Origin of the sequence: Salmonella sp. SAL4457, assembly GCF_046548235.1 — a bacterium.
Lineage (GTDB): Bacteria > Pseudomonadota > Gammaproteobacteria > Enterobacterales > Enterobacteriaceae > Salmonella > Salmonella enterica.
The window spans coordinates 1-259 of sequence record NZ_JBGDZO010000775.1 but is presented as its reverse complement, the minus strand read 5'-3'; the positions used below and the strand labels follow the sequence as shown (position 1 = coordinate 259).

The window sequence follows — 259 nt, the reverse complement described above, 5'->3', positions numbered from 1 at the left end:
CTGCTCGACGAGGCGAAACAGATCAAGGGCCGGCTGGTGCTGCATTTCGCCGAACAGGACGCCTACTGCCCGCAGCAGGCCCGCGACGCGATCCTGCCCTGCCTGCGCAACCTGCCCAAGACCGAGTTGTACCTCTACCCCGGCGTCGATCACGCCTTCGCCCGCGTCGGCGGCATGCACTTCGACAAACCGGCCTACCTGATGGCTCACGAACGCAGCATCGCCGCCCTGAAGCGGGAGATCGGGCCGAACTTCGACC

At 66.4% G+C, this 259-nt stretch carries 1 protein-coding gene; it reads left to right on the top strand.

Annotated features, from left to right (window positions below; genetic code table 11):
- Positions 1–259: dienelactone hydrolase family protein (locus ACLJNW_RS26260; protein ID WP_410961514.1), on the top strand; the 259-nt coding region annotated here is incomplete at both ends.